Genomic DNA, 19,941 nt, shown 5'->3' with positions numbered 1-19,941 from the left:
CCCTGCCAACTAATATCTTTGAAATAATTTACTCTGCTGAATCTACAATAGAAGCACTTACATCATAAACACAATCTGCAAGCTTCTCTGACTCTGAGAAAATATCTTTATATAAAGAACCAACAGCATACGAATACTCTTCTTTTTCGACCGCTTTAACATGTTCTTTTCTTAATTTATTTCTGTACTCATTGATTTTATTTTCAATGTTTTCAGCACTTTCAATATCTACATCATAATGATGCTCATTAAGGTTGGCCAACATAACATCCAATGACTTTTCTAAAAGAGAAAACATTTTAGTAATCTTTTCTTTCATGTCTTCTGTCAATGGAGTTTTCTTGTCTCTAGCTCTGGACATTGCTCTAGCTATGTTTAAGCACGAATCACCCACACTCTCCAATTCATCGATAATTCTGAACATAGAGCTTATACGAGTTGCTGATTTCTTACTCAACTCACCCTCGGATACTTTAGTTAGATATTTTGCAATGGATATTTCCATCTCATCACTCTTATCCTCTCCATTTTTAACCTTATCAAATTGCTTTTGAAACTTACGTTCTTTAGTTTCTTCCAGCATATTTCCTAAGCGCTTAAAAAGCTTCTTAGTCTGTTCTCCGTACAATATAATTTCCTTTTTAACCTGAAGCATAGACAACTCACTTGTACTGAGCATTCCAAAGTTTATATACTTCAATCTAAACTCCTCATCCTCTTCTTGTTCTGGAATAATTTTCTTCACCAAATTCACCAAGAACTTAACAAACCATATTTGTATCAATACATTTAATACATTAAAAAATGTATGAAACAAAGACAAAGCAATAGGCACCGAAGCTGCATCAACAAAGGCTGACTTGCCTGTTAAGTTTGAAGAAATTGCGTCTATTCCTTTTAAGAAATACGGAAAAATTAGAAGTACCCATACAACACCGAAAACATTAAACAATAGATGCAATCGAGCGGCTCGCTTGGCCGTTGAATTGGCCACCATAGCAGCGAGGTTGGCTGTAATAGTGGTTCCAATGTTCTCTCCTAATACCATTGCGGCAGCACTATCAAAACCAATCCAACCATTATTACACATCACCAAGGTTAATGCCATAGTAGCACTTGATGATTGAATGATAACCGTTAACAAAGTACCAATTACAAGGAAAATAATATTAGATAGAAATCCACTATTGGCCCAATCTTTAATAAAAACTAAAACCTCTGGATTACCTTTTAAATCGGGCACACTAGATTTTAAACTTTCTAAACCAATAAACAGAAGTGCAAAACCTAACAATACCTGTCCCCATGATTGATTTCTGGTTTTTTTAGAGAAAACCAAAGGAAAACCAATACCAATAATTGGGTAGGCCAGTATGCTCATTTTAACCTTAAAGCCCAAAATAGAAATAATCCAAGCTGTAATGGTGGTTCCTATGTTGGCTCCCATTATTACACCAGCCGATTCCGACAAGGTTAATAAGCCTGCATTAACAAAACTGACAATCATAACCGTAGTAGCACTCGACGATTGAATAATTGCGGTTAATGAAAACCCAGTAAGTACCCCCATAACTCTATTCGAAGTCATGACAGCTAAAAAGTTTCGCAGTTTACTTCCGGCCACTTTCTGTAGTGCCTCACTCATTAATTTCATTCCATAAAGGAATAAGCCAAGTGAACCTATTAAGGTCAGAAAATCTAGCAATGTGTAGTTCATTTGTTTTTAATTTTTAACGCTGCGAAAATAAATCTTTTTATAAAATAAAAAAGAAACATTTCCTCTTATTACCAAATGAATTACACAAACATGCTTCTAGTGAAAATAATTAATGTTTGATTACGTAAATTCACCTCAATTTTGTGACAAAAAACTATTCAGGCAACTTTAGAAAATATAATAGCATGTAAAAAAAATCGCCAAGCAAATACCATAAATTAATTACAGCACCTACTTGGCGACTCTTAGCTTTTTAATTTTTCTTAGAAAGAGTACCCTACTCCTGCCCTAATATTTAAACCTTGTAGCGGATATCCGTTCCATTGATAATATTTTCCAATTAAAATATTATTGACATTTGCAAACAGATTCCATTTTGAACTCATGTAATAATTAACTCCTAAGTTTAAATCTATAACACCTTTTAGTTCTTTTTCCATATCTGCAGCAACATCATAGGCATATCTTTTTCCGATAGAATATAATCCGGCATTTACCCACACATCTTCAAACATTTCATAATTTGCTGTTGCGCCAATTTCTAGTTCTGGTTTATGCCATCCTTGCTTTAAGTTATCTAGGTTCCAGCCATTATACTTACCTTTTAATAGTAAGTTAAATTGAGTAGAAGGCTCATACTTTAATTCTCCAGACACCTCCAATAGAGTACCATCATCATAAACAACATCAAAAATATTATCCTGATGAATAGGTGCAGGAACACCAGAGAAGGAACCACTTACTACATATCCTCTATTTACAAAAAAGTGCTCATTATCAAAAGTAGAATAATCAACACGTGCCGTAAAACTAGTTTGGGAACTAAAGTTACCTTTTATACCTCCAAACAAATGAATACCATGAAAGCTGTTTTGCACATTCTGATCGGGCGTAACATATCTGTTTTCTCGCTGAACTTTTTCGTAATTGTTGATGTAGTAATCTCCCTTGATACCACCAAAAGCCGTTACAACACCTTCTGCAATTTCTAACTCAGCCTCAATATGCGGCGCTACGTTAAACTCATCATCTTGTCCACCCAATTGCGCATACATATCTAAACCAACCTTTACACTAGCCGCATCAAACTGAAACCCTAAAGCAGGTGCTATATTCACAACAGTCATCTTTCTATCTAAAAATAAATACTGAGGCGAATCAGGACTAGGTACAGAAGTGCCATAATAATCGAATCCTGCAGCCACATCAAAAAACATATTATTTAAATGAACTCTTACATTACCATCTAAACCAAAATTATTTTCGCGCACACCAGTATAGTTGCTAAAACTTCCGAACTTAAAATTGGCATCAAACGGAATATCTGAATCATCTAATATTTTATTATTAAAACCTACTGTTACATCAAAAGAACTTAAGCGCTGCTTGTCATCCTCCCCTAATAAATCGCTACCGGGGATTTCCATCATGCCTATACTTGGCAATGGGTTGAAGTACGACATATCACCATCAATATTTTGATATCCGTAATATCTATATACGTTATGTTGAAAATCAGCATCTATAGATAATGTATAATCTTTCCAAAAGCGACGAAAATATACCGAAGCCCACGTATCATGAAATGGAGCCTCAGATTTAGAATCATCTTCAAGCTTAACCTCACCCATTGATGAAGTATGTCCCACATTTAAACCAACAGCAAAGTCCTCTGAACGAAGCACATTGTAATTTAGCTCTCCAAATAAAGTAACATAGTTGCCCAGGCCTCCTTTAACATAAGACTTATCTAACACTGTCTTACGCTCAGGCGTTAAACGAGCTGCGGTAATGGGCTCTATTGCCAAGCCAGAAGCCATAGCTTTAGAAAGTATATTATAAGAAAAGTTGGGTTTAAACGTACTTGAATCAACCTCACTACCTGGCAATTGATTGATTTTATATGCATCCGAAATAATCGGATTGTATTCTCGAACTACTTTTACATCCTTATTTAATTCTTGCGCAGAAAGCGATACTGTACCTAGAATTGAAGTAGCAAGTAAAAGGGTTTTATATATCTTATTCTTCATCATTGACTTTATTCAAATAGTTAGATTAGTTGGTTATTCCTGAATTTTTAATGAATCGGCAGACTCCTCGGCAGTAGACACCGCCATTTTCTTCTCCAAATTCAACAAACGTTCATTTACCATACCTTGGATATCATCTTTGCCTTTATAGTTTTCTACAATACTCTCTAAATATTGCTTAGCCTGAAAAAACTCTCCACTACTGCTATAAATATCTGATAAAACAATAAAGCTACGCGCCAACCAATACTGATGCGAAGTACCTTTATTGGCAAAATCAAACACCTCGTCTTCTGCTTTCTTAGTATTCCCTGAATCGTAGTAATGCTGTGTAATAATATATTTAGATTCTGCGCCTTCTGCACTTTGTGGGTTTTTAGCCAACACCTCATATTCAGATATCGCCATATCTAAATCGCCTTTTAACTTATGTGCTCCAGCTTTTATAAATCGGGCTTCACGAACAATTTCGCCAGCTACCTTCGGGTCGTTCATCACCACTTGCGCAGCTTGAATAGAGTTCTCTACATCTTCTAGTTTAAAGTAACAGCGTAATAAACCAATTCGAGCCTCCATCTGGTTTTCCTGAATTTCGGCAATCTGAGATAGTTGTTGAAAGTTATTCAAAGCTAATTGATACTTACCCATACCGTAATTTATTTCTCCAGATCGAATTAAAGCATCCTCACTAAAAATATTTTTCCCTTTACTAGTTACTTCCTGATATGCTTTTAATGCATCAAATTTATCTCCTTGCTTATACAAGCAATCGGCCATGTAATAATTAGCATTTAAAACAAACATACCCTGTGGATATTTTTTCAGATAACGTTTAAAGTTATTGATGGCAATATTACATTTGCTTTCCATATAATAACGCTCCGCAGATACATAGCTCAATGAATCCTGCTCACGCTCATCAACCTGCGCAAAAGAACCAAGCGTTTTAGTATAACGAACATAACCATCTAAATCACTTTTATCCATGTAAATATTACGAATACCAAGCAAAGACTCAGTGGATTCTTGCGAACCTGGAAATTCATTAACCACTCGCTTATAAAAAGCCATGGAATTTTCATAATCGCTTGAATTATAATAAACCAACCCTAACTGAAGCATAGCCTTCTTAGAATAACTACTGCTTGGGTATTTTTCTTTAATAGTTTTATACTTTCTAATGGCATTATTCAAATCGTTCATAGCTACATACGACTTACCCATTTCGTATAAGGCATCATCTACATAGTTTGAATTTGGATATTTGTTAATCAATGTATTTAATTCTGATATTTTAGAATCGTGCTGCTTTAAGATTCCCAAAGAAATTCCTTTTTGAAACATGGAATAGTCTGGAGAACCATTGACTACCTGAGAACCTTGGTTGTAATATGAAATAGCTTGCTGAAAATCGCGTTGTACAAAATAACAATCGCCAATTCTATTGTAAGCATCACCAACTGTGGCAGCTCCTTTATCCTTCTCAATATTGATGTACTTGCGCCACCAAACTTTAGCTTTTTCATAGTTCTTCACTTTAAATTCAGCATAAGCAATGTTATAATGTGCTAAATCAAAGTATTCGGTATTAAAGCTACCTGGCAATAAAATAAAGTCATTATAGTCTTTTACTGCAGCAGGATAATTATTCAAACGGTATTTAGCCTCTCCTCGCCAATAAAAAGCCTTTACTTTTAATTCATTGTCGAACTTCTGGTACTTTAAACTATAATCGAAATAGTTGATTGACTCAGTAAATCTTAAATTGGTAAATAAATCGATAGCATGATAATAGGCTACACGCTGCAACGCTTGGTACACTCTGGCATTTTTGATTTTAATATTCTCCAAAGCATCCAGTGCTTGCTTATAGTTTTTAGTGGTTAAAAATACTTTACCTAGGTAGTCATAAGCCAAATCAATTTTATCACTCTCTGGAAACATTTCGATAAAACTCAAAAACGAGTTGATGATTTCGTTAAAAGGTGAGTATGATAATTCGTAGTTCAACTTAATGGTGTTAAACAATGCATCCTCCTGAATATCCTTATCAAAATCTACTTTTGATGCGGCTTCAAAAGCCACCCGTGCACGTTTGGTATCATTCAGTTTTAAGTGACAATCTGCTAAATGATAGTAGGCATTTTGTGCCATTTCATCATTCGCCGAAGTAACCATACTCAAATACTCTGCAGCCTTCTCATATTTCTTCTGGTAATAGTACGCAAAACCCAAGTGGTAATAATCTTCACGACGAGCTTTTTCCGATAGCTCCACCGTTTTCTCAAAATATTCAACAGACTTGTTATATTCCTTTTTTGCAAAATAGGACTCTCCCACTATTCGGGCCATATCAGCTTGGCGCTTTTTAGTACCCTCATCCATCATTGGCAAAGCATATTTAATGGCAGCATCGTAATCGCCTTTTAAATAATGAATTTGAGCAATATAAAATGGCACCACCTTTTTAAAGGCCTTTACATCTGCCAAACGCTCAAATCCTTCTAAGGCTGTTTCGTAATTCTCCTTTTGATATTGAATATGTGCGTAGTAGTAATTGGAAGCATCGTAATATTTTCCATCAATATCTTTTAAATCGTAAAAACCTTGAGAAGCTACATCATATTCCTCCTCCATAAAATGGCAATAACTCTTTTTAAAAGTATATGCATGCCACGTTTCATCATTTAGTTTTCGCTCCTCAACTTTGGCAAAATCGCGCAAAGCTTGCTTGTATTTTTTGCGGTTCATTTGCATATCTCCCAAATGGAAATAGGCATATGACTTTTTATTGCTTTCGGGATGTTCAATGACAAATTGCTCAAACAAAAATTCAGCATCACCATTCTCTAGCTCTTTCGCACATATTGCTCTATAATAGTAGGCTTCTGAAATTAAGGTTGAACCAGCTCTTACCGATTGAGCAATAAACTTTTCGAATTGCTCCCTAGCAGAACCGAATTTATTCAGTCGGTATAACTCTAAAGCCTTATCAAAATCTTTTTCGGGTTGCTGAAATCCAACAGATTGCTGTGAGAAAATATTAATGCTTACTAATAAAGCAATAATGGTTACGGATAGGTATTTAGTATTTATCATTCAATAAACTTTTACTTCTGAATAATGATGAATCGTGTGAATCCTGTTTTCGGGGCATAAAGATAAAAATTTTAGGCTACTACCCTTATACATCAGCCGAATGATTATAGGAATAAATCAAGTACTATTCTAAAATTAATCACTCTCGATTATTTCATGCTCGAAATCAAAATTTGCATCTGCTATTAAAACGTAAGAAAAACACAATTTATTTTTTTAATTTCACCCAATAATTAATTAAGTGTTCCGAAAATACATTTCATAGGCAATGAGCAATAAGCAATCCGTTTCCATCGAAAATAAGCAAAACAATATTGTTGAGTTTAAAAATGCAGTGATTCGCCATCAGGAAAACATTATTTTAAAGGATGTTAACCTAGAGGTTAAAAAAGGTGAGTTTATTTATTTGATTGGAAAAGTAGGAAGTGGCAAGTCTAGTTTACTTAAAACTATGTATGCAGAAGTGCCTGTTTCGGAAGGTTATGTTTTTACCGTTGGTTACAATCTAAAGAAGTTAAAATCGAAGGAAATTCCTTATTTAAGAAGAAAAATGGGAATTATCTTTCAGGACTTTCAGCTTTTAAGCGACCGTTCGGTTTACGAAAATTTGAATTTTGTTTTAAAAGCTACTGGTTGGAAAAACAAAAAAGAAATGGATGTTAGAATACGCGATGTACTCACTCAAGTGGATATGGTACATAAAGGGTATAAAATGCCACACCAACTATCGGGAGGTGAACAACAGCGTATTGGAATTGCCAGAGCTTTATTAAATGAACCCGAGCTTATTTTGGCAGATGAGCCTACAGGCAATCTGGATCCTGAAACGACCAATGACCTGATGCTATTGCTGTTTAAAATATCAGAAATGGGAAAAACAGTAATTATGGCTACCCATAATTATGGTATGATTGATAAATACAAAGCTCGTATTATTAGGTGCGAAGACAGCCACTTAAAAGAAGATGAAGCGGAGTAATCAGTAGGCTTTACAATACTTTTTGTACAAAAACTACATTGGGGATGTCCTGAACACAAATGCTCCATCGGAATGTTTGGGGTAAAAAGATTCTCCATTATATACCATTCTTCCTTTGGCAAAAACAAAATCAGGTCGCCCTATCAGCTTGTACTTTTTCAATGGCGTAATTTCTGCAGTTGGCATTGAGCAGTACAAATTTCTATCAAAAGTTGGGTTCCAGATAACAAAATCAGCATCGGCTCCTGCCTGCAGCACTCCTTTTTTAGGCCACAATCCCATAATCTTTGAAGGGCGAGTAGACACGATATCTACTAGGTCTAAAATATTAATATTACCTTCATTTACGCCAACCGTATACAACATGCTCAGGTAATTCCTGAGATAAAAAAACTTATCGGGTCTGTTAAAAACTAAAGCATCATCCGATTCATCCTCAAAATTTAAATTATAAGATGGTGGATTAATTAGGAACCTTTGATCCTTCACTAATAACCAAACCTCTTCTTCTTTGATAGGCGTTAAACCATGCTGATGGGTTAGTTCACCAAGCTTTTCATTGCTCGAAGTTTCATTTTTATCCGATAAGTTAATAGAAAACGGCATGCTCATACTTACGTAAAAGTCACCTCCGTTATCTAAACCATCATGAATCATTTCTAACTCTTCCTTATACTTTACATTTAAAAACATCAAAGGGCAATTATAGTTAATGCCCAGCTCCACCAATACCGACAGCGCTTCAAAATGATTTTGTAATGTTAAAGGATTGTTGAGCTTAATATCATCGGCACTACTTTTCTCTACATCTGGAATTAAAAGGTCACAAATGATTAACAAATGATAGTTGGCTGCTCTTTTTACAATAGATTCAAGTACGTTAATATTTACTTTATCTAACAATGATACACTCAATAATAAAGTTGAAATTCCCTCGTGAATAAAACTGTAATCAAATGCATTGGCCATACTAGCCTTTAAATCAGAAAAAGCTAAATGAAAGCCATAGTCAATTAAGTTATTTTTGGCCTTTTGCTTAGCTTTATAAATATTATAGAGGTAGTTTTTTTCGTAGAAATCCTCCACTGCATCTAACATTGTAGTGGTTCCGTTATATATCTCTGCTTGATTTAATTTATTAATCTCCTCGGGAGAATACTCTTCGGAAGTTAGGTCTAAAAAATGCCTATTCACATCCACCGCTCCAGGCAAAATATACTTTCCACTGGCATCTATTACTGGTGTTTCTCCCGTAGGTCGCTCAATACCTTGCCCAATTTGCAATATTTTATTACCACCCACCAAAATATCTTCGGTTATAATTGCCGACTGCTTTACAACAAATCCGTTTTTAACGAGCAGATAATTCATGGACGAGAAATTAGTTTATGGCACCAGTAAGATATTAACTTATTTATGAAGTACCTTTTCTAAATTTACGTTAAATATCTCCATTGTACAAAACAAAAACACAATAACTTACTCTGAATTATAATAAAAATCTATTTTTGTGCCCTCAACAATATACGAAGTAAAATGTGGTGGTTATTAGCAATTGTTTCGGCACTATTCTTAGGAATATACGATGTTGTAAAAAAGGTTTCTGTAAACAAAAATGCGGTACTTCCAGTATTACTTTTTAGCTCTATCAGTGGGGCAATTCTTTTCATTCCCATTTTAATTGCTTCTAGAAATGAATTTATCACTCCCGAGCATCTTTTTTACATTCCATCCATTAGCTGGAAAGAACATGCTATGCTCTTTTTAAAGTCGGCCATTGTTGTAACCTCGTGGATATTTTCGTTTTTTGCCTTAAAGCATCTGCCATTAACCATCGTTTCGCCCATTAGAGCTACTGGACCTTTATGGACACTCATTGGAGCCATTATCATATTTTCAGAAAGACTTACCCCTTACCAATGGATTGGCATCGCTATAACATTATCATTTTTCTATATGTTTTCCATTGCTGGAAAAACAGAAGGCATTTCTTTTAGAAAAAATAAATGGGTGTTTTTCATCATACTAGGAACTCTGTTCGGCGCTGTAAGTGGATTATATGATAAGTTTTTATTACGCCACATCAATAGGATGGCAGTTCAGTGTTATTTTACCTTTTACCAAGTGGTACTATTTGTGCCATTAGTATTTGCTATTTGGTGGCCTACTCGTAAAAAAACATCTCCTTTTAAGTGGAGATGGAGCATTCCTTTAATTGGTTTATTCTTGATTATTGCCGATTTCTTTTATTTTTATGCTTTACATATCCCCGAAAGTATGATATCCATTGTTTCAGCACTACGAAGAGGTAGCGTTGTTATCGCTTTTGCTTTTGGCGCATATTTATTTAAAGAGAAAAACATTAAAACAAAAGCTATTTACCTATTGGGTATTTTAATTGGTATAGGCTTACTTATTTTTGGTACAAAATAACATTATAATTCGCAGCAATAACATTTGCCATGAAGCAAACAGATCTCTCAAAATACAATAATAGCTGGTACAAACCAGGTAGTGCAATTAAAAGAACCTTATGGTATTTTATTAATTTATTATTCCTAATAAACCCACTTAATCCTTCTTCTGGACTTAAAAAAGCCTTATTAAAACTTTTTGGAGCCAAAATTGCTTCTGGAGTTGTTATAAAGCCGGGTGTAAATATAAAATACCCTTGGAAACTTTCTATTGGAGAGCATACTTGGATTGGCGAAAATGTTTGGATAGATAATCTAGACCAAGTCACTATTGGAAAAAACTGTTGCTTATCGCAAGGTGCTTTATTGCTTTGCGGAAATCACAATTTCAAGAAAAAAACCTTTGACTTAATGATTGGCCCTATAGTGTTGGAGGACGGGGTTTGGATTGGCGCACAATCTATGCTAACACCCAACACTATCTGCAAATCACACGCAGTTTTATCCGTACAATCTGTAGCCTCAGGAGAACTTGAAACTTATTCCATTTATCGTGGAAACCCTGCTGTAAAGGTTAAGCTACGCAAAATAGAATAAAAAAGCCAGCTCATACAAGACGTAGAACTGGCTTACCTAAATACACAATCTAATTTAACCCAATTTCTTAATCACCTATCATCCTAGCAAATAATTGCTTATTTCGTACTACCACAAAATAATAAGGACTTAAGGCATTCTTCATTTCTATATCTTTTTTATATTCCCCAGTAAATTTCTTTTTTACCTCTTCAAATAAAATACGTCCATTTCTATCCAGTATTTTAACTTGCATATCTTCCACATCTTCAAATGTCAAATACAAACCTGCAGTTTTCACTTCTTTACCAAACTCCTCCTTTACCTTTACATGAACTGCAATATCATTAGGATGCAAAGCCTCTCCTGTTATAACCTTCGGAGAAACTCCCCCTCTTACCAATACCTCAGCATCTGAAATAGGAATTTCAGCAACAAACTTTTGAGATGATTTTGCTCCTTTAGCCTTTATCTTTTTATCTCCTTTTACAATTCTAATGGTTTCTCCAGGATATTTATGCGTACCTACTGAACTATAGGCCATCACTTGTTGTACATCAGCACCCTCCCCATCACTCGAATGTTTAATCACAATAGGAGATTCTCTCCCATCACTACCATTCATTACAATTACTCGTTTCTTTATAACAGTTTTTCCATTCTCAGTCATGGAATCTGTTACTACCTCAATATTCATATTTTTATGAATAGTAGAGTCCATATCATTTTCGTCAAAAACCCAAACCTGCTTTCCTGGTTTGCTCGAATGTGATCTAATTAGGGCATTAATCCTTTTATCATTCGTACTTAATTTATGCATCAATAATACAGAGTCTAAATTGTGCTCAAACCTATACTGATTAAAAATCGAATCATTATTAAATGCAATTACCTCAATACGTTTATTCAAATCCTTATCTAAAGTAGAAAAGATACTATCTAGCTTTTTATGCATATCATTTACTTCCCCTACATTAAACATGGTACGATAAAAGTAATTACTGGTGACTGAATCACCTTCTTCGTTTAACACCTCTACCTTAACATGGTTATGCTGAGCAATAATAGATAATGGCGTTAATACCGCTATCAAAACCATAATGATAAACGACTTAAGCATATATTTCTTCATGATGATAAGTTTTTAATCTTTTACAAGACGGGTTTTAAGTATTTCAAAGGTAAACAACTTATTAAACTAGACTGGTTAAGGTGCGGTTAAAATCAGTTAAGATATAGTTAAAGTGAAATCAAGCCACTAAAAATGGGCTATATTTACATTGTAAAGTTGGCAAAACACAGCCATAAATACATTATTAGATAGCTTACAATGAAGAAAAAATCGTTCTCGGGATTAGTAGTATTAATGGGCTTCTCTCTATTGGGTATTATTATGGTTCAGTTTTTCTGGATGAATAATGCCATTGATGTTAGAAAGGAAAAATTTAACGCAACAGTTTACGATGCACTTAATGCAACCGCACAAAGAGCTCAAAGAGAACAAGCGGCTAATTATTACATGAAACAATTCTTTCAAAACCAGCCAGTAAACCGCAACCTGACCGATACATCTTCATTACAAAGAATGCCCCATTTCCCATTATCTAATCAAGGGAAAAAGAGATTTTCACCCGAAGATATTTATGCACAAGGTAGAGAAGAAACGCGTCCATTAAGTACAGGACATTTTGAAGCTCATATTGAAATATTAAACAATGGAAAATCGCAACAAATAACACTGACTGACAAAAATATAGATTTCAATAATAAATCTGATATTAAAAGAGTTGAAAGAGCCATAGCACATATTCAAGACTCATTACAAAGAGAGATGACGGGCAGTAGTTCCTTGAATGCACAAAGTTTTTTCAACCAATTCTCTTATGAAATTCAAATGCGTTCTTCAGATATTTCAAATAGAATAGACACTAAAAACCTGACCCGTATTTTAGATTATGAGTTAAAGGCAAGAGGTATAGATTTAGAATACGAATACGGCATCTTAAACAGAGACAATGGTCAATTAACCAAGCTTTGTTCGAATACTTACAAGCGTGAAAAAAGTAATTTTTTGTTTGTCGCTAACTTATTCCCTAACGATTTATTTAGAAACATGTCACCGCTTGCCATGGATGTATACTTCCCAAATCAAAAGGCATTTATATATAAATCATTAAATATACTATTGGCATCATCCTTAATTTTCACCCTATTCATTCTACTTACTTTTTATTTTACACTTAGAACCATTATCAACCAAAAAAAGCTTTCCGAAATCAAGTCAGACTTTATTAACAACATGACGCATGAGTTTAAAACACCCATTGCAACCATTAACTTGGCAACTGACAACATTGGAAACCCCATGATTATTGATAAACCAGAACATATCTCTCCTTTTTTAAGAATTATAAAGGAAGAGAATAAAAGAATGAATAATCAGGTTGAAAGAGTTTTACAAATGTCGTTAATTGAGAAACGAGATTTCCAATTAGTTAAGATAAAAACAGACTTGCATCCATTGATAAATGATGCAGTAGAAAAAATAAAACTATTGGCAGAACAAAAGTCCGCAAGTATCAACACACAATTAAATGCGGATCTGACTGTTTTCAATGTAGATGAAGTTCATTTTACCAATGTTATTATGAACCTACTTGAAAATGCACTTAAATACACCGAGCAAACACCTTTAATTGAAGTGTGCACACAAAATACCAAAAGCGGAATTGAAATTAAGGTAAGCGACAATGGTATTGGCATGACCAAGGAACAACAGGCTAAAGTATTTGAGAAATTTTTTAGAGCAACCAAAGGAAACATTCACAATGTAAAAGGCTTTGGCTTAGGGTTAAGCTATGTAAAAGCCATTATGGATCAACATCACGGAAATATTTTTGTTAAAAGTAAATTAGGCGAAGGTTCAACATTTAAGTTATTTTTACCATTTAGTTAATCAACCCAATAACAAATACAGAAAAATGAGCGATAAGAAAAAAGTTTTTATGGTAGAGGACGACCAAAATTTTGGAACCGTCATGAAATCGTATTTAGAAATTAATGGATTTGGTGTTACCTGGGTTAAAGATGGTAACAACGCCCTTAAAACTTTCTTAAAGGGTCATTTTGACATTTGTATTTTAGATGTAATGTTGCCCAATGTAGATGGTTTTACTATTGGTAGAGAAATAAAAGCGAAAGAAGAAACTATTCCTTTAATATTTTTAACCGCAAAAACCCTGAAAGAAGACATCCTACAAGGATTTGGCATTGGTGCCGATGATTATGTAACGAAACCATTTGATTCAGAAATACTGATTGCCAAAATCAATGCCATATTAAGCCGTAGCTCTAATCAATCTGATGAAGATACTCCAAGTTTATTTGAATTAGGATGTATTGAGTTTAATTTTGAATTACGCACATTAAGCTCCCCAGGAAAAGTAAATCAATTATCACCTAAAGAAGCTGAATTGCTAAAAATGCTTTGTTTAGATTTAAATAAAGTAATGCCTCGCGAAAAAGCGCTTAAAAGCATATGGGGAGAAAATAGCTATTTTACCACACGTAGTATGGATGTTTACATTACAAAGCTCAGAAAATACTTACGTGAAGAACCTAGAATTGAAATAATTAATATACATGGAAGTGGATATCTACTCAAATTAAACGAAGAGAGTTAATCCTCCCATTCAACTACAGTCTTTAAGCAACTTTTTACATCCGAAGCAATATCGAAAATTTTTAAAACTTTCGATCTACTTAAGTCTGTCTTAAAAACTGGAATTCTGTAGCGCCCGTTTAAAATAAAAGCCTTATTACCTTGCACCAATATTTCAAGTGGCATAGAGGTTATACAGTCGATTCCTAATAATTCAATTAGTTCTTTTTCTATATCTTCCTCTCCATTAAAGGAGACTCCAAAAATAGCTATTTCCTTATCATCAAAAGTCAACTCATAAACCAATTCACAACATTCTACACCCTTCAGCAAATTTGTCTTTATTGTTGCAATTGCCTCCAGATATTCACTAAATTCATTTAACTCAACAGTATCTTCATATTTAGCCATAGTAGGCATAAAATGATATTCCCACAACTCCTCTTTGGGTATGTCTTTTCCATAATACGTAGAATCTGAAACCAATGGCGAGAGCGCCTCCTTAATTAAAGAATCTGTTACTGCAGTCATTTTAACTGCTTCGTAACGATTAGTATTAGTACTAAAATAAGCTTGTTTTATATAGTGCGGGTTTAAAAGCGTAATATCTGTCATTCCATTATCATGCCCAACTAAACCCACTTTTAATGCAGCGCCAAAAGCTCCTTTATCTGCTACACTGGTGGCCATACTGGTCATCTGGTCGCAAGTAAAAACAATCACGCATAAGTCCTTATCATCATTAGGATGATACATGCCCAACACCTCAAAATCATGCCCCAAAAGAAGTTTAGTAACTTCTGCGGTTAAATCATGAACAGATTCGTGAGATTGCCCAATCCTAAAATATGGTCTTACTGCCCATGTAGAAAAAAACATTCCTAAAAACAGAATCGTAATAAATACCCTCTTCATTTTCATCAAATTTGCATTCGACTTATTATCATTAAATCATTATTCTATATTGAAATCTGCCTATTTCAATAACGACAAGATAGGTATTCCTTTTTATTTTAACAGTTGTTAACAATTTAATTTTAGGGGGTATTTTGATTTTTTACGCATAAGTATCACCTCAAACACATAGACACCTCCTAGATGCCAAGTATATAAAGACTGAATATCTGAAAGTTACCCTTAAAAAGCATACCCCATCTATATTCAATTAATTCTTCCCTATAAAATTACAATGAAAACTACGGAATGATATTTTTAACTCTTCCTACAATGCCTGACTGCAATTGAACTTTTATTCCGTGTGGATGATTACTTGAATTAGTTAGGATCCGTTTCACGATTCCTGTGGTTAATTCTCCTGTTCGTTGATGATGCTTTTGAACCACTTCAACCTCTACTCCTATTTGAATATTTTTTCTTTGATTTCCTGCGCTCATGTTATTTATAATAATGAAGTCGAAATATAGAATTAATATTCCACTTTCTTTTTCTTCTTTTTGGCAGTACGTTTTTGTTTCACAAAATGAATTTCCATGGGACGTCGTTTCCCCTTTAATTTAATTGGGTCTGGCAATGCTTTTATGGTAAACTCATCCTTATCTTCTAAAGCTTCATACAAAACTCCAGAAATCAATAGGTCTTGCTTTTTCTCACCGCACATAGACTCTATTCGTGCTGCTGTATTAATGGCATCTCCATTATAAGAAATATCTCTTCGAATGCTCCCCACCTGAAGCACCATCACTTTACCAATATGTAAACCTGCTTTAAACTTAGGCACCTCGCCATACTTGCGCCTATAATATCTCGAACGCCTTTCGATAACCCTAAGAAATGCAAAAAATGCCCTCAAACAATTATTATTTCTTAAACCACTGCCCTCATTAAAGGTAACCACAGCACCATCTCCCAGGTAGTTATAAATTTCACCGTGATAATTATACAACACCGACATATCATTAAAAACATCTTGCACTAAGCGACTAAACTTTTGATGCCCCAACTGCTCTGCTCTGGTCGTAGATGCCTTCATGTCTATAAACATGAATATTTTCTTTTCTTCTTTAGGTTTATTTAAGCGGCCAAAAAACCAGTTGAAAAAGTTACCAACCCCTATTTTTTTGTACATTTCTTTAAACGTACTGTTACCTACACAAGCCAAATAAAAATAAGTAAAAAAACGAATGTGCTTTATGGTAAACTCAGGAACATACTTTACAAAGGATGGATAATCTACAATGGTTTTTATTTGCAGGTTTTTGTTGGCAGCCAACATCACCAATACCAAAGCCACAGCAAAGTAAAATAATGAGCGAAAAAATACCATGGTTCTGATGGGAGAATATCGCATTATCCTATCAGAAAACAACATGTCTAAAATGGTAAATAAAATAGATATGGAAAGTGCTGCAAACACCACATTTGCATAAATAGATTCTATGGTTAAAAGCTCAAAGTAGTTTACAAAAAAAGAGGCATCTCCTGTTAAAAACCAGAAAAGAAATAAGGCTGAATTCCAGTACAAAAAATGATACCTTAACGCCTTAAACAACTGACTAAACCATATTTTTAATTTCTCTCTTAAAAACATCTATCTTGTAAATAACTTCTACTTTTTGAAATATATCAATACATCCTCAGTGCATTTACCTTTAATCATAAAATTAGTTTCATTACAAGGTCTGTAGTTATTAACAATCCGCAAAAGCGAATCTCATTTTTGGAGATAAAAAAAGCCGTTTGAAAAAAAATCAAACGGCTCATTTATATAATTGCTTAATCTTCTTAGATTAAATCGATGCTTCGTTTAACAAACTTAGTTAAAGCTTCGCCTTTTAGCATATTGTTAGATAATAGCGCTAAATCAATTAACTGAGAAACTAATTTATTATCGGTACTAAAACCACTTAAAATCTCTGTTTTCTTAGTATTTAAATCGCTAATTTTCTTATCTACATCAGCCAACTCATCTTTTTCAGCTTGAGGAATTTCTTCGTCCTTCTTGCCCTCCTTGGCTTTCTCTAATTCCTGACGCTTTCCATTTAAGCTCTCAATCTTACCTCTTAGCGAATCAACTTGCTCTCCTACCTTTTCTGTTTTATCAGCTAAGATACGCTCTACTAATGGGTGATTCTCGTTCACTGCAATTTGATAGCTATCTGGCATTTCACCGTAGAAATTCATTCCACCGCCACCTTGCATAGCACTCATCTCTTTCATACGACGCATAAACTCTTGTTGCGTAATAACTGCAGGATTCGCATTAGGCCCCATAGCTTCAAACGTAACAATAAAGTTCATTTTATCACCATTAGGCACTTGTGCAGCAAATACCGATGTTAAATCATCCTTATCTCCAGTTGAAAGACTTGACTCTAATGTTGATTCTTTAGGGATAAGCTTTTCAACCACATCTCCATCAACACGTACAAAACGAGTTTTATCTAACTTTTGCTCCATATGGTTAATGAAGTGAGAGTCTAATTGACCATCCATCACTAACACATCATAACCTTTATCAACAGCACCTTGAATAAAACTATGTTGCTCTTCAACATCAGTTGTATATAAGTATACAACCTGACCATCCTTATCAGTTTGGTTATCTTTTACGATATCGTTGTACTCATCCATGGTAAAATACTTACCATCTGAATTTTTAAACAATGAGAATTTCTGTGCTTTATCGTAGAACTTCTCTTCAGTTAACATACCATAGTTGATGAATAATCTCAACGAATCCCACTTCTCTTCAAATCCTTTTCTGTCAGCTTTAAAGATTTCTGCCAAACGGTCAGCTACCTTTTTAGTGATATGATTTGAAATCTTTTTTACATTACCATCAGCTTGTAAATAAGAACGAGAAACATTTAACGGAATATCTGGAGAATCGATAACACCATGTAAAAGCGTTAAAAATTCAGGTACAATATTCTCTACAGAATCAGTAATAAAAACCTGGTTGCTATAAAGTTGAATCTTATTTTTTTGAACCTCTACATTATTCTTAATTTTTGGAAAATAAAGAATACCCGTAAGGTTAAAAGGATAATCAACATTTAAGTGAATATTAAAGATTGGATCCTCGCTCATAGGATAAAGATCCTTATAGAACTTGTTATAATCCTCGTCTTTTAATTCATTTGGAGTACGTGTCCAAAGAGGGTTTGTATCATTAACTACATTATCCTCATCTAACTCAACATCTTTACCGTCTTTCCATTCTGTTTTTTTACCAAAAACAACTTCAACAGGTAAAAAACGACAGTACTTATTTAAAAGCTTAGTAATCTCTGCTTTCTCAAGAAACTGCTTATTCTCATCATCTATGTAAAGAATAATATCAGTACCAATAGCATCTTTAGCTTCTTCTTCTAAATTATACTCAGGACTTCCATCACAAGACCACTTTACAGCAGTAGCTCCTTCTTTATGAGATAATGTGTGGATTTCAACTTTTTTAGCCACCATAAATGATGAGTAAAAACCCAAACCAAAGTGACCGATAATTGCATTAGCATCATCCTTATACTTATCCAAAAATTCTTCAGCTCCTGAAAAAGCAATTTGATTAATATACTTCTCAATCTCTTCAGCAGTCATTCCAATACCGTTGTCAGAGATAGTTAATGTTTTCTTTTTCTCATCAACATGAATAGAAACTTTCATCTCTCCAAGCTCGCCCTTAAACTCACCAATACTTGATAGTGTTTTAAGTTTTTGCGAAGCATCAACTGCATTTGACACTAATTCACGCAAGAAAATTTCGTGATCTGAATAAAGGAACTTTTTAATGATGGGGAAAATATTCTCGGTAGTAACCCCAATATTACCTTTTGACATACTATTTTAAGTTTTTATGATGAAACATATTTTCTGATCTTTCCTTTTCAAATGATGTGCCAACAAAACATTGGTGACAGATAGACAGCTTTTATGACATCTTGTATATTTCCACGATATAATGAACGGTAAAAAAGTCAGATAATGACTAAACCGAAAGGAATAAAAAAATAAAACCCCTGCTATTTGCCAGGCAAACAACAGGGGTTTTGGTTTAGATTAGCGTATATAAATCTCTACTTATATAGCATCGCTTCCTCGCTCTTCGGTACGGATACGGATACATTGCTCAAGGGGTGTAACAAATATTTTTCCATCTCCAACTTCACCTTCGTGACCATTATGCGATTTAGCAGCTTTAATGATTGCATTAATTGTTAACTCGGCATACTCTTCGTTTACAGCAACCTCAACTCTCATTTTTGGCGTAAGGTTAGGTACTATTTCTTTACCACGATAAACTTGTTTTCGAACTTGATTACCATGACCAGAAACCCTGGTTACGGTTATACGGGTAATACCTGCACTTATCAAAGACTCACGTACTTGATCTAACTGGTATTCTCTTATTATTGCTGTTATTAATTTCATTTCTACAAGATTTAGTATAAATATTAAGTCATAAAGTATAAAGATACAACATTATCAAACTTCATATACTT

At 34.2% G+C, this 19,941-nt stretch carries 15 protein-coding genes; 5 read left to right on the top strand and 10 right to left on the bottom strand.

From position 1 onward, the window contains the following. Positions 1–28: 28 nt before the first annotated feature. The 3 genes from A8L32_RS13005 to A8L32_RS12995 form a co-directional block, all read right to left on the bottom strand. Entirely contained in the window at positions 29–1,717 is a 1,689-nt protein-coding gene (locus A8L32_RS13005) for a Na/Pi cotransporter family protein (protein ID WP_066631156.1), read from the bottom strand. Between the two features lie 263 nt (positions 1,718–1,980). After that, entirely contained in the window at positions 1,981–3,750 is a 1,770-nt protein-coding gene (locus A8L32_RS13000) for a porin family protein (RefSeq protein WP_066631154.1), read from the bottom strand. Between the two features lie 33 nt (positions 3,751–3,783). Then, on the bottom strand, positions 3,784–6,849 hold the full coding sequence (locus A8L32_RS12995; protein ID WP_066631152.1) for a tetratricopeptide repeat protein: 3,066 nt from the start codon (positions 6,847–6,849) through the stop codon (positions 3,784–3,786). Positions 6,850–7,117: 268 nt separating this feature from the next. Here A8L32_RS12995 and A8L32_RS12990 point away from each other — a divergent pair, with 268 nt between their 5' ends. Further along, positions 7,118–7,828, top strand: coding sequence for a cell division ATP-binding protein FtsE (locus A8L32_RS12990; RefSeq protein ID WP_083631318.1), 711 nt, complete (start codon positions 7,118–7,120; stop codon positions 7,826–7,828). 33 nt (positions 7,829–7,861) lie between these two features. Here A8L32_RS12990 and A8L32_RS12985 read toward each other — a convergent pair whose 3' ends face one another. Further along, the gene (locus A8L32_RS12985) at positions 7,862–9,199 is read right to left on the bottom strand and encodes an amidohydrolase family protein (RefSeq protein ID WP_066631150.1); all 1,338 of its coding nucleotides are present in this window, start codon (positions 9,197–9,199) and stop codon (positions 7,862–7,864) included. 165 nt (positions 9,200–9,364) lie between these two features. Here A8L32_RS12985 and A8L32_RS12980 point away from each other — a divergent pair, with 165 nt between their 5' ends. Both A8L32_RS12980 and A8L32_RS12975 read left to right on the top strand, forming a co-directional pair. Next, positions 9,365–10,261 (top strand): DMT family transporter, encoded by an 897-nt coding sequence (locus A8L32_RS12980; protein ID WP_066631148.1) that lies wholly within the window; start codon positions 9,365–9,367, stop codon positions 10,259–10,261. 29 nt (positions 10,262–10,290) lie between these two features. Next, entirely contained in the window at positions 10,291–10,839 is a 549-nt protein-coding gene (locus A8L32_RS12975) for a WcaF family extracellular polysaccharide biosynthesis acetyltransferase (protein WP_066631146.1), read from the top strand. A 67-nt stretch (positions 10,840–10,906) separates the two neighbouring features. Here the strand turns inward: A8L32_RS12975 and A8L32_RS12970 are convergent, their stop codons facing one another. After that, positions 10,907–11,950, bottom strand: coding sequence for a hypothetical protein (locus A8L32_RS12970; protein WP_066631144.1), 1,044 nt, complete (start codon positions 11,948–11,950; stop codon positions 10,907–10,909). Positions 11,951–12,148: 198 nt separating this feature from the next. On the opposite strand from A8L32_RS12970, the gene A8L32_RS12965 reads away from it, so the two are divergent. Then, entirely contained in the window at positions 12,149–13,774 is a 1,626-nt protein-coding gene (locus tag A8L32_RS12965) for a sensor histidine kinase (protein WP_066631143.1), read from the top strand. Positions 13,775–13,799: 25 nt separating this feature from the next. After that, positions 13,800–14,501 (top strand): response regulator transcription factor, encoded by a 702-nt coding sequence (locus A8L32_RS12960; RefSeq protein WP_066631142.1) that lies wholly within the window; start codon positions 13,800–13,802, stop codon positions 14,499–14,501. Here the strand turns inward: A8L32_RS12960 and A8L32_RS12955 are convergent. The 5 genes from A8L32_RS12955 to A8L32_RS12935 form a co-directional block, all read right to left on the bottom strand. Beyond that, on the bottom strand, positions 14,498–15,394 hold the full coding sequence (locus A8L32_RS12955; protein WP_075590701.1) for a hypothetical protein: 897 nt from the start codon (positions 15,392–15,394) through the stop codon (positions 14,498–14,500). The two genes, A8L32_RS12960 and A8L32_RS12955, sit on opposite strands and share 4 nt — an antisense overlap. A gap of 281 nt (positions 15,395–15,675) precedes the next feature. Continuing rightward, positions 15,676–15,873 carry a YwbE family protein gene (locus A8L32_RS12950; protein ID WP_066631135.1) on the bottom strand — a complete coding sequence of 66 codons (198 nt, stop codon included), beginning with the start codon at positions 15,871–15,873 and terminating at the stop codon, positions 15,676–15,678. A gap of 32 nt (positions 15,874–15,905) precedes the next feature. Continuing rightward, positions 15,906–17,027 (bottom strand): adenylate/guanylate cyclase domain-containing protein, encoded by a 1,122-nt coding sequence (locus A8L32_RS12945; protein ID WP_066631134.1) that lies wholly within the window; start codon positions 17,025–17,027, stop codon positions 15,906–15,908. A gap of 194 nt (positions 17,028–17,221) precedes the next feature. Further along, a complete protein-coding gene (gene htpG, locus A8L32_RS12940) occupies positions 17,222–19,279 on the bottom strand; it encodes a molecular chaperone HtpG (protein WP_066631133.1) in 2,058 nt (685 codons plus the stop codon). A 240-nt stretch (positions 19,280–19,519) separates the two neighbouring features. Then, complete coding sequence (locus A8L32_RS12935; protein ID WP_066631132.1) at positions 19,520–19,870, bottom strand: P-II family nitrogen regulator; 351 nt, start codon at positions 19,868–19,870, stop codon at positions 19,520–19,522. Positions 19,871–19,941 lie beyond the last annotated feature (71 nt).

It is taken from the genome of Labilibacter marinus, from assembly GCF_001659685.2.
Classification (GTDB): domain Bacteria; phylum Bacteroidota; class Bacteroidia; order Bacteroidales; family Marinilabiliaceae; genus Saccharicrinis; species Saccharicrinis marinus.
The sequence above is the reverse complement of the archived record's forward strand: the minus strand, read 5'-3'. Positions and strand labels throughout refer to the sequence as shown.

Bases quoted from the DNA above. Each gene is read 5' to 3' on its own strand.
- A8L32_RS13005 (WP_066631156.1), bottom strand. From the start codon at position 1,717: ATGAACTACACATTGCTAGATTTTCTGACCTTAATAGGTTCACTTGGC.
- A8L32_RS13000 (WP_066631154.1), bottom strand. From the start codon at position 3,750: ATGAAGAATAAGATATATAAAACCCTTTTACTTGCTACTTCAATTCTA.
- A8L32_RS12995 (WP_066631152.1), bottom strand. From the start codon at position 6,849: ATGATAAATACTAAATACCTATCCGTAACCATTATTGCTTTATTAGTA.
- A8L32_RS12990 (WP_083631318.1), top strand. From the start codon at position 7,118: ATGAGCAATAAGCAATCCGTTTCCATCGAAAATAAGCAAAACAATATT.
- A8L32_RS12985 (WP_066631150.1), bottom strand. From the start codon at position 9,199: ATGAATTATCTGCTCGTTAAAAACGGATTTGTTGTAAAGCAGTCGGCA.
- A8L32_RS12980 (WP_066631148.1), top strand. From the start codon at position 9,365: ATGTGGTGGTTATTAGCAATTGTTTCGGCACTATTCTTAGGAATATAC.
- A8L32_RS12975 (WP_066631146.1), top strand. From the start codon at position 10,291: ATGAAGCAAACAGATCTCTCAAAATACAATAATAGCTGGTACAAACCA.
- A8L32_RS12970 (WP_066631144.1), bottom strand. From the start codon at position 11,950: ATGAAGAAATATATGCTTAAGTCGTTTATCATTATGGTTTTGATAGCG.
- A8L32_RS12965 (WP_066631143.1), top strand. From the start codon at position 12,149: ATGAAGAAAAAATCGTTCTCGGGATTAGTAGTATTAATGGGCTTCTCT.
- A8L32_RS12960 (WP_066631142.1), top strand. From the start codon at position 13,800: ATGAGCGATAAGAAAAAAGTTTTTATGGTAGAGGACGACCAAAATTTT.
- A8L32_RS12955 (WP_075590701.1), bottom strand. From the start codon at position 15,394: ATGAAGAGGGTATTTATTACGATTCTGTTTTTAGGAATGTTTTTTTCT.
- A8L32_RS12950 (WP_066631135.1), bottom strand. From the start codon at position 15,873: ATGAGCGCAGGAAATCAAAGAAAAAATATTCAAATAGGAGTAGAGGTT.
- A8L32_RS12945 (WP_066631134.1), bottom strand. From the start codon at position 17,027: ATGTTTTTAAGAGAGAAATTAAAAATATGGTTTAGTCAGTTGTTTAAG.
- htpG (WP_066631133.1), bottom strand. From the start codon at position 19,279: ATGTCAAAAGGTAATATTGGGGTTACTACCGAGAATATTTTCCCCATC.
- A8L32_RS12935 (WP_066631132.1), bottom strand. From the start codon at position 19,870: ATGAAATTAATAACAGCAATAATAAGAGAATACCAGTTAGATCAAGTA.